This is a genomic window from Spirochaetaceae bacterium (assembly GCA_009784515.1).
Classification (GTDB): Bacteria; Spirochaetota; Spirochaetia; order WRBN01; family WRBN01; genus WRBN01.
In genome coordinates this window covers 1-15,678 of the sequence record WRBN01000007.1, presented here as the reverse complement: position 1 = coordinate 15,678, position 15,678 = coordinate 1, and the positions used below count along the sequence as shown (strand labels likewise).

The following is a 15,678-nucleotide window of genomic DNA, read 5'->3' as shown; positions in this document are numbered from 1 at the left end:
GTTTATCTCCTTGAATTTAATTTAAATAAGAACTGTTTTAAGTAGCTTTGGCTGTCGCTCATATACAACAGTATTATAGCACAAAAAATTAAATATGGCAAATAAGCTACCAAAATTAAATTAAATGTATTTTGTGCCCAATAATTACTCATCATTACTAAAACATAAAGTACTATAGCACTAATAAAGCAGGTAGTGATAGTATAAAATAAGCTATTTTTAACAATTCTTTTACTTATAACAAATATCATTAAAGTTATAAGCAACGTCTCTAAGGGTTTAGCTAACCTGCTATAATAAGTAAATAAAGCCGAGCGATAAGATAAACCATTAATACGCAAAAAATTACTATGCTCTCTTAATTGCCTTAAAGTAAGAAAAGAGGTATTAACATTTAAATGCTCGATGATAGGGTTTTCAAAAATTTCTTCATAGGTATATTCACTAAAAAAACTGGCTTCGTTATCGGTGATAATCCGTACATCGCTCAGTTGTAAAGCACGCTCTTCGCCTTCGCCCAAGTAACGCGCCACTAAGGCATCAAGACGGCGGGTTATTTGTCCGGCCTCTATCTCGATGATAATGACATTACTAAAGGAGTTTTGATTAACATTATGGCTGGCGCTATGAAAAAAACCGTTAGCTGTGCGTATAGTTAAACCGCTTTGGCGGGTAAGGGCCGTGTTGTGGTTAATGTGGCTGCGTCTTTGGTTGTTAATAGGTGTTAAATCGCTTAAAAAAAAGGCCGCTATACTAAACAAAATACCTAATAATAGCCATAGCCTAAATAACCTATAAATAGAAAAACCCATACTTAAAGCCCCAAGTAACTCGCCGTTACTCATAATAGTGGCTACCATATAAGCTACGCTAAATAAAATGGCAAAAGGTAGCATCGTAAGCAAACTGTTGGGAAAGTGATAAAGCCACAGCGGCATAATCGTAGCTAAGGTAAATTCCTCATCGTTAAGCAAAGGCCATAATACAGTTAGTAAATCGATAAGTTGGGCCAAAAAAGTTAAAAGGGCCATAGTTATTAAAAAAATACGCAAATAATAAAATAAAAAGTAACGTTCAATTATCATCGCTGCCCCCTAAGGTACAAGCTGCCGGCTAGGATAATAAAAATAATATCGGGCGTAAATAAAAAGATAGGCGGAAAATCACCGCTTAAATATTGCCCGCGTACAAAGATGAGTAAAAGCCAGTAAACAAAAAGTAAAATAACTCCGATAATTAACAGTAATTCGTTGTATTTTTTGTAATTATTTAAAGATAGGCTAAAAGCTAAAAAACAAAAAAGTACAACCAATACCGGCATCATTATTCTTTCGTGCAATTTAATATAGTTGCGTTTTAAAGTATTTAAAGAGGGTCTGTAGTTTAAATTTTGGATATATTGTTGATAGAGGTTTCTTAGCTCGGTTTCATTTTGATTTTGGTAGGCGCGGTGCATAGCTAACCTAATGCCTTCGTTGTTATTAAGCCGTTCGTTGATAAGCCTTTGCAGTCTTTGGTACTCTAGGTCAAAACTTCGCAGCAGCTCTAGGCCGCTTTCTTCACCAATATTAATGTTAGCAAGGTTATCAAAAGTAAAACTATAAATCATTGTATCGGCCTCTATCGTTCTAAAGTCTAGTTGCCAAAAGTTATTAGGAGTAGCCAGCGAGCTAAAATTATTTAACTGTAAAACAAAAGCATTGTCGGCATTTACTAAACGACCGCTGGGGGCAAATGAAACGCGCCGGCGGCCATCTTCGTCGTTATCAATAATAAATATGCCCTGAAAGTTATCGCCGTCAATCGTATCTATACTAATAAAACGCCCGGCAAATTCACTAAAGCGTCCTTCTTCTAAAATAATGTGCGGGTTACTGCTGGCAATACGGCGGGCTACTTCTTCGTAATTATTGGTAGAAATAGGCATAAGCCAGTTGGTAACGATAAAAGCTACGATAAAGGCCATTAAGCTGTATAAAGCAAAGGGTTTAAAAATTTCTTTGGTGGTAAAACCTTGCAGCCGCATAGCCAATATTTGGTTAGTTTTACTAAAGCTTGTTAAGGCTAATAAGGTGGCCAGCATACTAGAAAAAGGAAAGGCCCACATAAAAATAATGGGTGAAAAAGCAATGATAAGCTCTAGAATAAGCCATAAGCTAATATTGTTAGCCACTAAAAGCTCAATCTCTACTAATAATTGGTTAATAACTAATATAAGATAAAGCAAACTTAAAGTTACCAAATGATATTGTAGGTAGCTTTTAAGCAAGTAACGCTCTATAATATTAAAATGTTTACTAAAGTGTTTGTAAAAAAGCTTTATCAACTATTATCACCGCTCCGTAGCTTACCAAAAATAGGTGATGAGGGCTAGTAGCCAGCAGCTTTAAGCCTTCAAAGTTAGTTAAGAAAGGGTCATTTTTTGGCAAAAAATTATTTATTTTAGTTACTAACTCTTCGGTTGGCTGGTCTAGGTTAAGGTTTGCGTGCTCAAACAGGGCAGCGCTAGAAAAAAAAGAAGCTGGCTGCCATTTATCTTCATAGTAAAACCATACATCGCTTTCTGCAATGGCCACTAAATCGTTAAAAAAAATAAAAATTTCGCTTACTTTAGCTAAAGATGGGGTATCACTGGCCACAAAGTTATGGCCGTTTAGGGTAAAAAGATTTCCCTCCCGTAATAAAACTAGCTGGCCATTATAGCTAACCAGTTGCCGGCTATTTGCTAAAGGAAAAAAGCTAATAGCTTCGCTCTCTTTGTGATAACGTAATAAGCCGTCGACGGCGATAGCCCATACTTCGTTTTCATTTATGTAAAAGCTATTAATTTGGCCGCCGCTTTGCCGTAAAGTTAGTATATGATTGTTTTGTAAATTATATTTAACAATGCTGCCGGCTTCATCACCTAGCCATAAGCTATTATTATCATAGGCTAAGGTAGTAATCGCTGGACTAGTAAGGCCAACTTCGTGATAATTTAGCTGAGTTATAAATAAACTAAAAACTAAGCGATGATAATGGGGCAGCCAATCATCATTTAAATTTTTAGGGTTAATTGTTAAAAGTAAAGCTTTAGTCAGCTGTTGCTGCTCTGCGGTAAACTGCTCAAAGAGGTAAAGGGTTAACTCATCATTGGTTAAAACCGGTTCCGGTGCCATTGAGGGTAGTTCGACAGGATTATTTATAGGGGTTGGTTCATTTAAAGGTTGTGCCGCTCCCTCTAAATTATTTGAGGGAATAGTCGCACAGGAGAGCAAATTTAGTAATATAAATAATAAAGTTATCCTACAACGATGGGTTGCGGCACCGTTTATAGCGGCTTGTAATGGCGCCCAAATTATTTTTTCAGTTTTCAATTTTCACCTTTCACTTATTTAGTAACCGCTGCTGCCAAAGCCGCCTGCTCCTCGCCTCGTTGCCTTTAATTTGCTTACTTTAATAAATTTAGCTTGCACTACAGGGCTAATAACTAATTGGGCAATGCGGTCGCCATTTTTAATGGTATAATCTTCGTTACTTAAGTTAATTAAGGGTACTTTAATTTCGCCGCGATAATCGCTGTCGATGGTGCCTACCCCATTTATTACCATAATGCCATATTTACTGGATAGGCCGCTGCGGCTGCGCACTTGCCCTTCGTAGCCGTTAGGGATAGCTAATATTAAGCCGGTGCTAATGATAGCTTTAGCTAGTGGTTTTAAAGTAATATCTGCGGCAATTAAAGCTGTTAAATCGGCACCGGCGGCATGGTTAGTGGCATAAAGCGGAGTATGGCCTGCCAGCTGCCGTACTTTAATTTTCTTCATAGTTAAATTATCGGGTTTGCCAGCCTACAGCTTTAAAAGAGGGCCTGCAACCCGTTTGCATGTAATGCAGCAATTTATTTTACTCTCATTAAATATTAATTAAATTAATACTATTATTAGAAAACTCGCTTTCTTTTTTGTAGTAAGTTGGCAAAACGGTCGTAATCATCGGGTATAGGTTTGTCTTTTATGATGTGCATATCGGTAAAGGTTAGCTTAAATTCGTTGGGTTGCCACCACAGCCAAGCTTTGTGTCGCTCGCCGTATGAGCGCAGGTAAAACTCATATTGTTTATAGTAATGGTTATAATGAAACTCGCTATCAATAATTTCAAAATATTCTTTTGATGAAATTTTGGGTACAAAGCTATGGTTGTTATCAAAACCGGTAAAGCTAAAGATTCTTTTAAACCAAAAACCGTCCCAGCGGTTTTCCTCCTCTATAAGTTCGCCGGCGGCCCAAGCCATTACCTCCATAATAAAGATGTTACGCACTTCATCGAGAGTGGTGGCTAAAATAAAGGCATCATGAAAGTTAAACCACCAATCGGGGGTACGCGACATTTTAGGGTATTTTAAAGCCAACTGCATAGAGGGAGAACATTTTGAGTACAGCTCTTCAAACTCTTGCCGATAACGTTTTCGTAATAAATTGTCCTTATAATCTTGTTCTTCATCATGATAGTTGGCAAAGTGATAACGCATAGGCTCTCCTGTGTTTGTTATAATAAACAATAACTATGCTGCTGTCAACTAAAGGCAGGCGCTCTTTACAACTTTAGCAAAATAAGCTAAACTAAGACATTATGGCACGATACAATTTTAGTGAAATCGAAAAAAAATGGCAAAACTACTGGGAAAGCAACCAAACTTTTAAAGTTACCGAAGATGAAAACATAGCAAAGGATAAACGTAAATATATCCTCGATATGTTCCCTTATCCCTCCGCCGCCGGCCTGCACGTTGGCCACCCCGAAGGTTATACCGCTACAGATATTTACTGCCGTTACCTGCGTGCCAACGGTTACCATGTATTGCACCCGATGGGCTTTGACAGCTTTGGCCTACCCGCCGAAAATTACGCCATTAAAACCGGCACTCATCCGCTTGTTACGACCGAAGCCAATATTAAACGTTTTAGAGAACAAATTAAGGCCTTAGGTTTTAGCTACGATTGGAGCCGCGAACTTTCTACCCACGAGCCATCTTATTACAAATGGACACAATGGCTTTTTTTACAACTATACAAACAAGGATTAGCTTACGAAAGTGAAGCGCCTATCAATTGGTGCCCCAGCTGTTTAACCGGCCTTGCCAATGAAGAGGTGTTAAACGATGGCGCTTGCGAGCGTTGCGGCACTAAAGTAACGCGTAAACAACTTAGGCAATGGTTATTAAAGATAACGGCTTACGGAGATAAATTGTTAGCCGGCCTAGATGAGTTAGATTGGCCGCCATCATTAAAAACTATGCAGCAAAACTGGATAGGCCGTAGCGAAGGAGCTTGTATCAATTTTACCGTAGAGGGTAGTAACGATGTTATTAAGGTGTATACCACTCGGCCCGATACCTTGTATGGCGCTACCTATGTGGTGCTAGCCCCTGAACATAAATTGGTGAGTAAAATTGTAACTATTAATCAAAAAGATGAGGTAAATAAATATATAGAGGCTGTGGCCTTAAAGAGCGAGCTGGAACGTACCGATTTATCTAAGCATAAAACCGGTGTTTTTAGCGGGGCTTATGCCATTAACCCTATTAACAAGGAAAGGGTACCGATATGGTTGGGTGACTATGTGCTGGCCAGTTACGGTACCGGCGCTATTATGGCGGTGCCCGGCCACGATGAACGTGATAATGAATTTGCCAAACAGTATAACCTGCCCATTATAGAGGTGGTAAACGGCGGCCAACCGGGAGAATGCTTTACCGGCGAGGGTGTTGCTATGAATAGTGATTTTATTAATGGCAAAAGCACCACAGAGGCCAAAAAACTTATTATTGATTATTTACAAGAGCATAACTTAGGTGAAAAAACTGTACAATACAAATTACGCGATTGGCTGTTTAGCCGCCAACGCTATTGGGGCGAGCCTATCCCTATTGTGCACTGTACAGAATGCGGAATTGTACCGCTGCCCGAAAGCGAATTGCCGCTAACCTTGCCTAACGTGAGTAGTTATACTCCTAGCGGTACTGGGGAAAGCCCATTGGCGGCCATAACCGAATGGGTAAATACTATTTGCCCTGCCTGTGGTGGCCCAGCCAAGCGCGAGACTAATACGATGCCCCAGTGGGCCGGCAGCTGCTGGTACTATTTGCGTTATACCGACCCTTTAAATGATAAAGCTTTTTGTGATGGTGCTAAAGAAAAATATTGGCTGCCTGTTAATTTGTATGTAGGCGGGGTAGAACACGCTGTGTTGCATCTACTTTACGCCCGTTTTTGGCATAAGGTATTTTATGATATGGGCTTGGTTAGCTCGCCGGAACCTTTTATTAAGCTTATCAATCAAGGTATGATATTGGGTGAAGATAACCAAAAGATGAGTAAAAGCCGCGGCAATGTGATTAATCCCGATGACATTATTACCCAGTTTGGTGCCGATAGCTTGCGCCTTTATGAAATGTTTATGGGCCCGCTCACAGCTACCAAACCGTGGGCTACCGCTGTGGTATCGGGCATAAGTCGCTTTTTGGGCAGAGTTTACGATGTAGCTAGCAAACCTGCCGGCAACGCTGAGCCGCCCATTGCTTTAACAAGGTTGTTGCATAAAACCATTAAAAAAGTTACCGCCGATACCGCTAACTTTGAGTTTAACACCGCCATTAGCGCTATGATGATTTTTATTAATGAAGCCACCAAAGAAGAATATTGTTATACAAAATTATGGCCAAACTTTGTTAAGTTATTGGCTCCTTATGCGCCGCATTTGAGTGAGGAACTTTGGCAGCGATTAGGCCATAATGACACCATAAGTTACGAGGTTTGGCCGACTTACGATGAGGCCCTAACAATAGATAATGAAGTAACCATTGGTGTACAAATAAATGGTAAGTTACGTGCTGAATTAACAGTAGCAAAAGATATAACCAGTGAAAAATTAAGTGAGCTAGCTTTGGCCAATGAAAAGGTGGCCGAGCTGGCCGCCGGCAAGGTCGTTAAGAAAGTAATAGCTATACCGGGTAAAATTGTTAATATTGTTATAGGGTAGAGGGTAGTTAGATGAGAGTATTAATCAATATTATTGTAGGTGTTAAATGGCTGTTTTGTATCTTTTCGGTTTTAATAGCTTTAGCAAGAACTTTTAGGTTGCCCGCGGTAAATAATATTCCTGCCAGTGTGGTAAGTTTTGTTGTAATGGTTTTTTTATTATCTTGGCTTGCCGAAATTATCCTTAGGCCAAAATTTACTTTACAAGTATTTATGCAATTTTTCGGTGAAGTGTATTTATTTATATGTAATTTAAAGAAAAAACCTAATAATAACTCGGCTATAGAGTATTCTTTACCTTTTGAAGATGAGTGGTTGGTGGTTAATGGCGGGATAGATAAAGAAAATAGTCACTCATGGGATATACAGGCACAACGTTACGCCTACGATTTTTTTATAACTGATAAGCACTGCAATAGTTATAAAGAAAATAAATATAAACTAGAAAACTATTACTGCTATAATCAACCTATTTTAGCGCCGGCCGATGGTGTGGTGGTGGAGATAGGCAACCGTTGCCGTGAGAGTAACATTATGCGTTTTAGCCTGCTAGATGCCTATAAAAAAGATATAAGAGGCAATTACATAGTCATAAAGCACGAAGATGAATATAGCTTAATAGCCCATATTATCAAGGACAGCTTTAATGTTAAAGTGGGGGAGGCCGTTAAAAGAGGGCAGTTAATAGCCAAATGCGGCAATAGCGGTAATTCATCGGAGCCGCATATTCACTTTCAGGTAGCGGCCGGCTCAAGCTTCTTTGCCTCTAATTCTCTAAAGATTAACTTTAAAAATATTAATTTAAAGTTAGCGCAGGATTACGCTAACAAATATAAACGCAAACCAACCAGTTTTGCACCAGACGGCAGCCACATAAGCAGAGGCTTTTTTGCTAGCAATAAGGGTACAAGCTGCCAATAAGTTAGGTTGCACCATAGTTAATAATTAAAAGACCACTTAATGGTGGTCTTTTAATTAAACTCTTAATTGTTACCTATTAACTAAATAGAAGTGCCGTCTTTAAGCACGGCATTTTTGCGTAGTACAATTATGCCGTCTCTAATCATATATTGGCTGTAATCGCCGTCTTTGCGTTTAAGTTGGTCAATCCCAATACGGCAGTTGCGGCCAATACGGGCGTTCTTATCAATAATTGTACCTTTAATAATGCTGCCACTGCCAATACCCACGTTAGGGATACCCTCTTTGGCGTTTTGCTCTATTTGTTTAGCGGTTTCGTAAAAGTCGGCACCCATACAAAGTACGCCTTCTAAACTGGCGCCCTCACGGATAATAGTGCGGATACCAATTAAACTATTTTGGATAAAGGCACCGCTAATAATAGAGCCCTCGCTGGTAATACTATTATTAATAGTACATTGGTTAATTTTAGAGGGCGGTAAATCCAGTCGGCGTGTATAAAGCGGCGAGCCGGCATCGTACATATTAAAAGCCGGTACGGGGCTGGCTAAATCGAGGTTAGCCTCGTAAAAGCTTTTGATAGTACCAATGTCCTCCCAATAATCTTGGTGTAAATAGCTGGAAACCTTTAGCTTACCGATACAATTAGGAATAATATCGTGGCCAAAATCGTCTTTATCGCTAGCCAGTAACTCCTCTAGGGTATCGCGGTTAAAAAAGTAAATACCCATACTGGCCAAATACTCCTTTTCGGCTGGAATATTGTGAGCTTTACGGTAAGCATCAGGTATTTTAAGCTCACTAATATCGGCCGTAGCGCCCGGTTTTTCGACAAATTTGGTAATGAACCCTTTCTCATCAATTTGCAGTATGCCTAAATCGCCGGCGCGTTCGCGGGAAACCGGTAAGATACCCAAAGATAGTTCGGCTCCCGATTTAAGATGTTCGTTATGAAATTTACGAAAATTCATACGGTACAGTTGGTCGCCCGACAAAATTAAATAATATTTATAATTTTCGGCGCTGGTAGTAAAGTGGTACAAATTTTTACGCACGGCATCGGCGGTGCCGCGATACCATTCGGTACGGTCGGGTCTTTGCTCGGCCGATAGGGTGTAAATAAACCCACCGCTAAAAGTATCTAGCTGGTAAGTGCTGCTAATATGAAAGTTAAGGCTGGCACTGTTAAACTGTGTTAAAATAAAGATGCGCCGTAAATCGCTGTTAATACAGTTAGAGATAGGCACATCAATAAGCCTATATTTGCCGCCAAATTGCACGGCCGGTTTAGAGCGTTGCTCGGTTAAAGGAAAAAGCCTGGTACCTTGCCCGCCGCCCAATATAATAGATAATACTTCGTTTTCCATACTCTCTCCTTATTTAATCTAATTATATAAGATAAAATTTTTTAAAAATAAAATTATATGTTTTCACCATTATAAACCGGTAATGCTATAAAAGCAAGTTTTTTTAGTTAATAAAAAATTAATTAGTTAAAACTTGATTTTTTTAAACTATAGCATTAGGCAAATAGTAAACTTAGGTAACTATATACTACTTAAACTATAGCTGCAAATGGCCAACAGCCAGTTGCTCGTAAATTATAAGTTATCTTTAAATATTTGTCAATTAAATTATTTTTATATTTAAAAAACGGTTAAAGAAATAAAAAGTATTATAATTGTATTAAATTCAAAGATTAATCAAGTAGACTGTGTTATAATGAAAATGAGGCTATGAGTAAAGATTAAAAAAAATGTGTAAAAAATAAGTAACCCCTTTTACTAATTTTTATTTATAAAAGGGGTAATAAATTAATACGTTGTTCTTGCGTGATTTATCCTAAATTAAAAACTGCATGGCAACAAAAAATACCGCCATTATTAAGGTAATCGGCTTTACTTCTTTAAAGCGGCCGGTTAGTAATCTTATTAGAGTATAAGTAATTAAACCAATGGCTACCCCGCTGGCAATGCTGTAGGTTAAAGGCATCATTATGATGGTAATAAAGGCCGGTATAGCGTTGGCGTAATCGGTTAAATCTATATCTATTAATGAGGCCAACATAAATACCCCTACCATTACTAAGGCCGGAGTGGTAGCCGCCGCCGGGATAATTAAAAAAAGCGGCGAAAAGAATAACATTAAGGCAAATAAGACGGCTACGGTAGCGGCGGTAAGACCGGTGCGTCCGCCGGCAGTTACCCCGGCAGCGCTTTCTACAAAGATAACCTGCGGGCTGGTACCTAAAGCAGCGCCAAAGATGCTGCTAAAAGCATCGGTTAAAAAAGCCTGCCTGCTGTTAAGGATATTGCCTTTTTTATCTACCAAACCAACTTTTAAAGCTATACCGATGAGGGCGCCCATCGTGTCAAAAATATTTAAAAAGATAATGACAAAAATTACTAAAAGCATATCAAAGCTAAACAGCTCGCTAAAATCGAACTGCCAAAAAACCGGCGCCAGCGAGTGTGGCAAGCTAACGGGGCTGGTTAAACCGGCTATATCGGTAACTCCTAAAGGTATACCAATAATAGTGGTAATAATAATCCCTAATAATAAGGCAGCTTTTATTTTTAATACAAGCAGGGCCGAAGTTATGATAATACCGATAAAAGCAAGACTGGCAGCGCCGCCACCGGTAATATCGCCTAAACTAACTAAAGGCGGGCCTTGTACAATAATACCGGCATTGGTTAAACCGATGGTAGCTACAAATAAACCGATACCGGCGGCGATAGCTTTACGTAAAGTAGGCGGCACAGCCTCTAAAAGCAGCTCGCGTACTTTAAACAAGGTAAGTAATAAGTAAATAATACCGCCCACAAAAACGGCCGTTAAGGCAAATTGCCAGCTTTTACCCATACCTAAAACAATGGTGTAGGTAAAAAAGGCATTAAACCCCATACCGCTGGCCATAGCAAAGGGCAGCTTGGCGTAAAAAGCCATAATTAAGGTGGCCACCACAGCGCTTACGATAGTGGCCGTCATTACGGCCCCTCTGTCCATACCGGTGGCCGATAAAATGGCCGGGTTTACGGCGATAATGTAGGCCATCGCCATAAAGGTGGTTACTCCAGCGGTTAACTCGGTTTTTACCGATGTTCCATATTCTTTGAGCTTAAACATCTTTTCTAGTGTCATAAAACTCTCTCTCCTTAATTATTATTATACTATCTGCTATAAAGTTGCAAGTAGGTAACATATTTTTACTAATTGTTGTTAATGATTGATTATTTTAAGCTAAATATGCTATCCTGCTAGATGGAGCTGGTTAAAACTAGTTTTAAAGATGAGCTTTTTATTACGGCTTTAGTTTTAATGATAATACGGTAGGTAATTTAGCGCTTGACTTGTGGGATATAAATAATGACAATAACCTTAGAAACGAGTTAAGAGCGGCTTATCATCACTGTAAAGCCAATACTCCTAATCTTATTGAAGGGCCATCAGGATTTATCTTACTATATAACTATAATTTCATTACTGGCGAAATAACCGTTACAGGCGGTTAGGGGTTATTTTTGTAATAAAGGTTTTGTAACTGTTTTACCTATTGTAAAATGGCTACGATTTTGTTATTATTTTGAGCTATGAATAATAAAATTGTGGTAAAAGGTGCCCGTGAGCACAACTTAAAAAATATCGATTTATCTATCCCTCGTGATAAATTAGTGGTGGTTTCGGGGGTTTCCGGCAGCGGCAAAAGCAGCCTTGTCTTTGATACGTTATTTGCCGAAGGGCAACGGCGTTATGTGGAAAGCCTATCGGCTTATGCACGCCAATTTTTAGGGCGTTTAGATAAGCCCGATGTCGATTATATTGAAGGTCTGTCGCCGGCCATTAGTATTGAGCAAAAAACCACCGGCCGCAACCCGCGCAGTACCGTTGGCACCATTACCGAAATTTACGACTATTTACGGCTGCTTTATGCCCGCATTGGCAAAGCTTTTTGCCCCAAAGATGATACTCCCATTGATAAACAAAGCTTAGACCAAATTATTGCCAGTGTGATGACCCTAGAAGATGGAGAAAAGCTAATGATATTAGCTCCGGTAGTAAAGGGGCGCAAGGGTGAACATCAAAAAGTTTTTGATGATGCCCGTACGATGGGCTTTACAAGGGTGCGGGTAAATGGCGCTCTTTATAGCTTAGAAGAAGAGTTTAACTTAGAGAAACAAAAAAAACATAGCATAGATGTGGTGATAGATAGGCTGGTAATGGGCGCCGATATTCGTAAGCGTTTAGCCGAAGCCGTTGAAGTAGCCTTAAGTGTGGGGCAAGGCGATATGTTGGTGGCCTTTGCCGATGACAGCAAACGTAAAGATTTATTTTTTAGCGAAAATGGCAGCTGCCCTACCTGTGGCTTTGCTATGCCGGCCCTCGAGCCACGATTGTTTAGTTTTAACAACCCCTTTGGTAGCTGTCCTACTTGCAGCGGGCTGGGCAACACGTTAGAATTTGACGAAAATTTAATTATTCCCGATAGAACTTTAAGTTATAACGAGGGGGCTTTTGCTATCTTTAGCGGGCAATCGGCATGGTATAACAGCCGGTTTGAAAGTCTTGCTAAACACTATAACTTTAGTTTAGATGACCCCATCAATGAAATTGACCCCAAAATTGTGCATATTATGCTGTACGGCAGCGGTAAAGAAAAAATTCATTTTAAATATGTAACGCAAAGCACCAACAACACCTACGAAAAAAATGATAGTTGGGAAGGTGTTATTAGTGAGATGTGGCGGCGTTACAAAGAAAGTGATAGCGAAGGTGTGCAAAAATATTACGAAGAGTTTATGAAGGAACAGCTCTGCCCAGAATGTAAGGGCGAACGCCTGCGCCACGAGGCTTTGGCGGTACGTGTGGGCGGTAAAAATATTAACCAAGTTACCGGCCTTGCGGTACGCGATGAGATAGATTTCTTTAAAGGGTTACAACTAAGCGAGAATGAGCAAAAGATTGGCCGGCAAATCTTTAAAGAGGTTTTTGATAGGTTAAACTTTATGCAGGCGGTGGGGCTAGATTATCTGTCGTTAAACCGTAAATCGGCCACTTTAAGCGGCGGCGAAGCCCAGCGCATTAGGTTAGCTACACAAATTGGCAGCAGTTTAATGGGTGTGCTTTACATCTTAGATGAGCCCACTATCGGCCTGCATCAACGTGATAACGATAGGTTATTAACCACTTTAAAACATTTGCGCGACTTAGGTAACACCCTCATTGTGGTAGAACACGATGAACAAATTATCAAAGATAGCGACTATCTTATCGATATTGGACCCGGCGCCGGTGTGCATGGCGGTACGGTAGTGGCTGCCGGTACTCCAGCGGAGGTAGCCTTAATTGAGAACAGCCCCACCGGTCGTTATTTAAGCGGCAGAGAGGTAATAGAGCTGCCTAAAGAACGGCGCAGCGGTAACGGTAATTTTATTAAGATAAATGGAGCGCGCCAAAATAACTTAAAGGATATTAGTGTGAGCTTTCCTATAGGCGCTTTTACCATTATTACGGGGGTATCGGGCAGCGGGAAAAGCACCTTACTTAACGATATTCTCTTTCCTACTATGAACAATTTTTTGCATGGCAGCCATCATTCGGTGGGTGAAGTGGGTAACATTGAGGGTATTAAGGAAAATTTTGATAGCCTGATCAGCATTGACCAAGCGCCGATTGGCCGCACGCCGCGCAGTAACCCGGCAACTTATGTGAAGCTGTGGGACCCAATCCGCGACCTCTTTGCCGACCTTAACGAGAGCAAGGCGCGTGGTTACAAAAAAGGCCGTTTTAGCTTTAATGTGAGCAGCAAACGTGGCGGCGGACGCTGTGAGAGCTGCGAGGGCAGTGGTGTTAAAAAAATTGAGATGCACTTTTTGCCCGATGTTTTTGTAACTTGCGACGTTTGCGGCGGTAAACGTTTTAACCAAGAGACCCTTGAGGTACGCTACAAAGGTAAAAATATTTACGACATTTTAACTATGACTATTGAAGAGGCCAGCAGCTTTTTTGAGGCCATTCCTCAGGCTAAAAAGAAGTTAGATACTTTAGTTGAAGTTGGGCTGGGTTACATCACGCTTGGTCAATCGGCCTTAACTTTAAGTGGTGGCGAGGCACAGCGCGTAAAGTTGGCGCTGGAGCTAAGCAAACGCAGTACCGGTAAAACTTGTTATATTATTGATGAACCTACCACCGGCTTACATTTTTTGGATGTAAAAAAATTACTTACCAGCTTACAAAGTTTAGTAGATAAAGGCAACACCGTTATTTTGATTGAGCATAATCTAGAGGTAATTAAGTGCGCCGACTATTTAATAGATTTAGGCCCCGAAGGCGGCGATAAGGGCGGTAATGTGGTGGTTACCGGCACACCCGAAGAGGTGGCAGCCTGTGCCGAAAGTTATACAGGACAATATTTAAAGCCGCTGTTATAGGTGAAAGATGAAAAGTGAAAATTAGAGAAAGATAAGACTGAAAACTTAAGAGGAAATTAATAATGAACAAAAAAATAATTGTTTTATCTGTAACAGTTTTGTGGCTATTTTCTAGCTGTATGAAGGAAAACCCTGATGATATTGTTACGGTAAATATTGGATACAATCAAGATGTTACTGTCAATCTTAATCAGCATTATAGTAGTTCTGTCTTAAGTATTGGTCATACCAACGACGTTACTCTTAATATGGCTTATGTTAATACGAGTTTTGAAGTAATTACCTTTAAGGCTATACATAGTAATATTATTGACATTAGTGTCGGTTATAATAATGTATTTATTTTTAATAATATGGATATTAATCATAATAACCATATTACCTTTATGGGCCATAATAATACAATAACTATGGATGTTATCGGTATGTTGCATAGTAATAATATTATTTTTAGCGGTAATAATACTATGATAACTATGAATATTTCTAACGCATTACACAGCAATAATATTGTTTTTAAGGGAAATGATAATATAATTTATATCAATGATAGTACTATCAATATTATTGATAATGGGGTAAATAATATTATTATAAGAGAGTAATGGAGCGCTGTCTGTAATTGATTCATTATGGAATAAAAGATTTTAAACTAAAACAGGGCATTATTTATGAATAAATTATTATTAATTTTCTTATCATTAATTATTGCTACTAATGGAGTTATGGCCGCTATATAAATATTTTATAATGGCTTATTAAGATGATGAGTTACAAAAATATTTAACATCGTTTACTGAGCAAAAATTTATTCATTATTAATGCATATATATTGAGTAATAAATAGTGGAGTGATAATAGCTAGAAAAGATAGTTTTGTTTATCAATTAATGAAGTAAGGCGGTTAATTCGCTATAATAAGTGTTATAAAAAAGAAGCCATCAATTTTTATTGATGGCTTCTTTCTAATCATTTACCTACCTAATACTATAAAGCACACCGGCTGTGCGGCCAAATACTTCGGGCATATACATAGCCTCTGCCATTACAGGGGGCGTAGGGTAAACTCCGCGTCTATCGGCGGTAAATAAAAAACTTACTTCTTGTCGGCCCTGCGGGAAAACATTCCAAAAATATTGCACTTCGTTAGCGTTAATAGTTTGGCTGCTTATACCATCAAAGATAAAAGGGTTTTGCGCCGTTGTTCCGGCTGCTTGGTCTAAAGGAATAGCGCTATTGGCAAAATTGGCATTTAAAATGGTAGCCCCCGATGGCACAGGCACGCGCAGCGCTACAAAGGTGCGGTT

12 protein-coding genes are annotated in these 15,678 nt (G+C 39.4%); 4 read left to right on the top strand and 8 right to left on the bottom strand.

The genetic code is table 11. The features are described 5' to 3' along the window. Positions 1-2 precede the first annotated feature (2 nt). From FWE37_01565 to FWE37_01545, 5 genes are all read right to left on the bottom strand, one after another. Positions 3-1,085 (bottom strand): LptF/LptG family permease, encoded by a 1,083-nt coding sequence (locus FWE37_01565; protein ID MCL2519679.1) that lies wholly within the window; start codon positions 1,083-1,085, stop codon positions 3-5. Beyond that, positions 1,082-2,326: an LptF/LptG family permease gene (locus FWE37_01560; GenBank protein MCL2519678.1), complete on the bottom strand. Its 1,245-nt coding sequence runs from the start codon at positions 2,324-2,326 to the stop codon at positions 1,082-1,084. Before FWE37_01560 ends, FWE37_01565 begins: the two co-directional genes overlap by 4 nt. Further along, complete coding sequence (locus FWE37_01555) at positions 2,298-3,356, bottom strand: hypothetical protein (GenBank protein ID MCL2519677.1); 1,059 nt, start codon at positions 3,354-3,356, stop codon at positions 2,298-2,300. The genes FWE37_01560 and FWE37_01555 overlap by 29 nt, the downstream gene beginning before the upstream one ends. 18 nt (positions 3,357-3,374) lie before the next feature. Further along, a complete protein-coding gene (gene dut, locus FWE37_01550) occupies positions 3,375-3,806 on the bottom strand; it encodes a dUTP diphosphatase (protein ID MCL2519676.1) in 432 nt (143 codons plus the stop codon). Between the two features lie 116 nt (positions 3,807-3,922). Next, a complete protein-coding gene (locus FWE37_01545; protein ID MCL2519675.1) occupies positions 3,923-4,510 on the bottom strand; it encodes a hypothetical protein in 588 nt (195 codons plus the stop codon). Positions 4,511-4,611: 101 nt separating this feature from the next. On the opposite strand from FWE37_01545, the gene leuS reads away from it, so the two are divergent. Both leuS and FWE37_01535 read left to right on the top strand, forming a co-directional pair. Then, positions 4,612-7,020, top strand: a complete 2,409-nt coding sequence (gene leuS, locus FWE37_01540; protein MCL2519674.1) for a leucine--tRNA ligase — start codon at positions 4,612-4,614, stop codon at positions 7,018-7,020. An 11-nt stretch (positions 7,021-7,031) separates the two neighbouring features. Then, the gene (locus FWE37_01535; GenBank protein MCL2519673.1) at positions 7,032-7,940 is read left to right on the top strand and encodes a M23 family metallopeptidase; all 909 of its coding nucleotides are present in this window, start codon (positions 7,032-7,034) and stop codon (positions 7,938-7,940) included. A gap of 80 nt (positions 7,941-8,020) precedes the next feature. On the opposite strand, the gene FWE37_01530 is transcribed toward FWE37_01535, so the two are convergent. Together FWE37_01530 and FWE37_01525 are read right to left on the bottom strand one after the other, a co-directional pair. Beyond that, entirely contained in the window at positions 8,021-9,307 is a 1,287-nt protein-coding gene (locus FWE37_01530; GenBank protein ID MCL2519672.1) for a glucose-1-phosphate adenylyltransferase, read from the bottom strand. Between the two features lie 475 nt (positions 9,308-9,782). Next, positions 9,783-11,084, bottom strand: coding sequence for an NCS2 family permease (locus FWE37_01525; protein MCL2519671.1), 1,302 nt, complete (start codon positions 11,082-11,084; stop codon positions 9,783-9,785). A gap of 449 nt (positions 11,085-11,533) precedes the next feature. Here FWE37_01525 and uvrA point away from each other — a divergent pair, with 449 nt between their 5' ends. Beyond that, positions 11,534-14,371 carry an excinuclease ABC subunit UvrA gene (gene uvrA / locus FWE37_01520; protein ID MCL2519670.1) on the top strand — a complete coding sequence of 946 codons (2,838 nt, stop codon included), beginning with the start codon at positions 11,534-11,536 and terminating at the stop codon, positions 14,369-14,371. A gap of 62 nt (positions 14,372-14,433) precedes the next feature. Further along, the gene (locus FWE37_01515; GenBank protein MCL2519669.1) at positions 14,434-14,976 is read left to right on the top strand and encodes a hypothetical protein; all 543 of its coding nucleotides are present in this window, start codon (positions 14,434-14,436) and stop codon (positions 14,974-14,976) included. A 372-nt stretch (positions 14,977-15,348) separates the two neighbouring features. Here the strand turns inward: FWE37_01515 and FWE37_01510 are convergent. Then, positions 15,349-15,678 (bottom strand): hypothetical protein (locus FWE37_01510; GenBank protein MCL2519668.1); only part of this gene is annotated, 330 nt, incomplete at its 5' end.

What these genes read in the sequence shown, in the direction of transcription:
- leuS (MCL2519674.1), top strand. Translation starts at nt 4,612, where the DNA reads ATGGCACGATACAATTTTAGTGAAATCGAAAAAAAATGGCAAAACTAC.
- FWE37_01525 (MCL2519671.1), bottom strand. Translation starts at nt 11,084, where the DNA reads ATGACACTAGAAAAGATGTTTAAGCTCAAAGAATATGGAACATCGGTA.
- FWE37_01535 (MCL2519673.1), top strand. Translation starts at nt 7,032, where the DNA reads ATGAGAGTATTAATCAATATTATTGTAGGTGTTAAATGGCTGTTTTGT.
- FWE37_01545 (MCL2519675.1), bottom strand. Translation starts at nt 4,510, where the DNA reads ATGCGTTATCACTTTGCCAACTATCATGATGAAGAACAAGATTATAAG.
- uvrA (MCL2519670.1), top strand. Translation starts at nt 11,534, where the DNA reads ATGAATAATAAAATTGTGGTAAAAGGTGCCCGTGAGCACAACTTAAAA.
- dut (MCL2519676.1), bottom strand. Translation starts at nt 3,806, where the DNA reads ATGAAGAAAATTAAAGTACGGCAGCTGGCAGGCCATACTCCGCTTTAT.
- FWE37_01565 (MCL2519679.1), bottom strand. Translation starts at nt 1,085, where the DNA reads ATGATAATTGAACGTTACTTTTTATTTTATTATTTGCGTATTTTTTTA.
- FWE37_01515 (MCL2519669.1), top strand. Translation starts at nt 14,434, where the DNA reads ATGAACAAAAAAATAATTGTTTTATCTGTAACAGTTTTGTGGCTATTT.
- FWE37_01530 (MCL2519672.1), bottom strand. Translation starts at nt 9,307, where the DNA reads ATGGAAAACGAAGTATTATCTATTATATTGGGCGGCGGGCAAGGTACC.